General features: G+C 54.3%; 1 rRNA gene. It reads right to left on the bottom strand.

From position 1 onward, the window contains the following. Nucleotides 1-23: 23 nt before the first annotated feature. Nucleotides 24-2,931, bottom strand: a 23S ribosomal RNA gene (locus tag Xmir_RS36170). Nucleotides 2,932-2,978: the final 47 nt, after the last annotated feature.

Raw genomic sequence — 2,978 nt, 5'->3', positions numbered from 1 at the left:
ACCCAAAACACCTTCGGTGTTGTCAGGTTAAGCCGCACGGTTCATTAGTACTGGTTAGCTCAACGTCTCGCAACGCTTACACACCCAGCCTATCCACGTCCTCGTCTCGGACGTTCCTTCAGTGTCCTCAAGGGACAAGGGAAGACTCATCTCAAGGCAAGTTTCCCGCTTAGATGCTTTCAGCGGTTATCTCTGCCGCACTTAGCTACCGGGCAATGCCATTGGCATGACAACCCGAACACCAGTGGTGCGTCCACTCCGGTCCTCTCGTACTAGGAGCAGCCCCTTTCAATCTTCCAGCGCCCACGGCAGATAGGGACCGAACTGTCTCACGACGTTCTAAACCCAGCTCGCGTACCACTTTAAATGGCGAACAGCCATACCCTTGGGACCTACTTCAGCCCCAGGATGTGATGAGCCGACATCGAGGTGCCAAACACCGCCGTCGATATGAACTCTTGGGCGGTATCAGCCTGTTATCCCCGGAGTACCTTTTATCCGTTGAGCGATGGCCCTTCCATGCAGAACCACCGGATCACTAAGACCTACTTTCGTACCTGCTCGAGCCGTCACTCTCGCAGTCAAGCCAGCTTATGCCTTTGCACTAACCTCACGATGTCCGACCGTGATTAGCTAACCTTCGTGCTCCTCCGTTACGCTTTGGGAGGAGACCGCCCCAGTCAAACTACCCACCAGACACTGTCCGCAGCCCGGGTCACGGGCCTACGTTAGAACATCAAACATTCAAGGGTGGTATTTCAAGGATGGCTCCATGCAGACTGGCGTCCACACTTCAAAGCCTCCCACCTATCCTACACATCAAGGCTCAAGGTTCAGTGTCAAGCTATAGTAAAGGTTCACGGGGTCTTTCCGTCTTGCCGCGGGTACACTGCATCTTCACAGCGAGTTCAATTTCACTGAGTCTCGGGTGGAGACAGCCTGGCCATCATTACGCCATTCGTGCAGGTCGGAACTTACCCGACAAGGAATTTCGCTACCTTAGGACCGTTATAGTTACGGCCGCCGTTTACTGGGGCTTCGATCAAGAGCTTCGCCTTGCGGCTGACCCCATCAATTAACCTTCCAGCACCGGGCAGGCGTCACACCGTATACGTCCACTTTCGTGTTTGCACAGTGCTGTGTTTTTATTAAACAGTTGCAGCCAGCTGGTATCTGCGACTGGCTTCAGCTCCGAGCGCATGTCTCTTCACCTAATGCCAGCGTGCCTTCTCCCGAAGTTACGGCACCATTTTGCCTAGTTCCTTCACCCGAGTTCTCTCAAGCGCCTGAGTATTCTCTACCTGACCACCTGTGTCGGTTTGGGGTACGATTCAGTGTTACCTGGTGCTTAGAGGCTTTTCCTGGAAGCAGGGCATCAACCACTTCAGCACCGTAGTGCCTCGTCATTACGCCTCAGTGTTGCAGTACTCCGGATTTGCCAGGAGCACACACCTACACGCTTAAACCGGGACGACCGTCGCCCGGCTGGCCTAGCCTTCTCCGTCCCCCCTTCGCAGTAACACCGAGTACAGGAATATTAACCTGTTTCCCATCGACTACGCCTGTCGGCCTCGCCTTAGGGGTCGACTCACCCTGCCCCGATTAACGTTGGACAGGAACCCTTGGTCTTCCGGCGAGCGGGTTTTTCACCCGCTTTATCGTTACTTATGTCAGCATTCGCACTTCTGATACCTCCAGCATGCCTCACGGCACACCTTCGCAGGCTTACAGAACGCTCCCCTACCCAACAACACATTCGTGCCGCTGCCGCAGCTTCGGTGCATGGTTTAGCCCCGTTACATCTTCCGCGCAGGCCGACTCGACCAGTGAGCTATTACGCTTTCTTTAAATGATGGCTGCTTCTAAGCCAACATCCTGGCTGTCTGAGCCTTCCCACTTCGTTTCCCACTTAACCATGACTTGGGGACCTTAGCTGGCGGTCTGGGTTGTTTCCCTCTTCACGACGGACGTTAGCACCCGCCGTGTGTCTCCCGTGATAACATTCTCCGGTATTCGCAGTTTGCATCGGGTTGGTAAGTCGGGATGACCCCCTAGCCGAAACAGTGCTCTACCCCCGAAGATGAGTTCACGAGGCGCTACCTAAATAGCTTTCGGGGAGAACCAGCTATCTCCCGGTTTGATTGGCCTTTCACCCCCAGCCACAAGTCATCCGCTAATTTTTCAACATTAGTCGGTTCGGTCCTCCAGTTAGTGTTACCCAACCTTCAACCTGCCCATGGCTAGATCACCGGGTTTCGGGTCTATACCCTGCAACTTAACGCCCAGTTAAGACTCGGTTTCCCTGCGGCTCCCCTAAACGGTTAACCTTGCTACAGAATATAAGTCGCTGACCCATTATACAAAAGGTACGCAGTCACACCCGCAAAGGGTGCTCCCACTGCTTGTACGTACACGGTTTCAGGTTCTCTTTCACTCCCCTCGCCGGGGTTCTTTTCGCCTTTCCCTCACGGTACTGGTTCACTATCGGTCAGTCAGGAGTATTTAGCCTTGGAGGATGGTCCCCCCCTATTCAGACAGGATACCACGTGTCCCGCCCTACTCTTCGAGCTCACAATACCAGCGTCTTCGGATACGGGGCTATCACCCTTTACTGCCGGCCTTTCCAGACCGTTCTCCTGGCGCTGATGCTGATGCTGGCTCTGGGCTGTTCCCCGTTCGCTCGCCGCTACTGGGGGAATCTCGGTTGATTTCTTTTCCTCGGGGTACTGAGATGTTTCAGTTCCCCCGGTTCGCCTCATTCACCTATGGATTCAGTGAATGATAGTGCAACGGATTGCACTGGGTTTCCCCATTCGGGTATCGCCGGGTATTGCGGTTCCTATCACCTGACCGGCGCTTTTCGCAGATTAGCACGCCCTTCATCGCCTCTGACTGCCTAGGCATCCACCGTGTACGCTTATTCGCTTAACCTCACAACCCGAAGGTGTCTTCAGATTGCAGGGTTGAGAGACTCATCA

The sequence above is a fragment of the Xenorhabdus miraniensis genome (assembly GCF_002632615.1).
The sequence above is the reverse complement of the archived record's forward strand: the minus strand, read 5'-3'. Positions and strand labels throughout refer to the sequence as shown.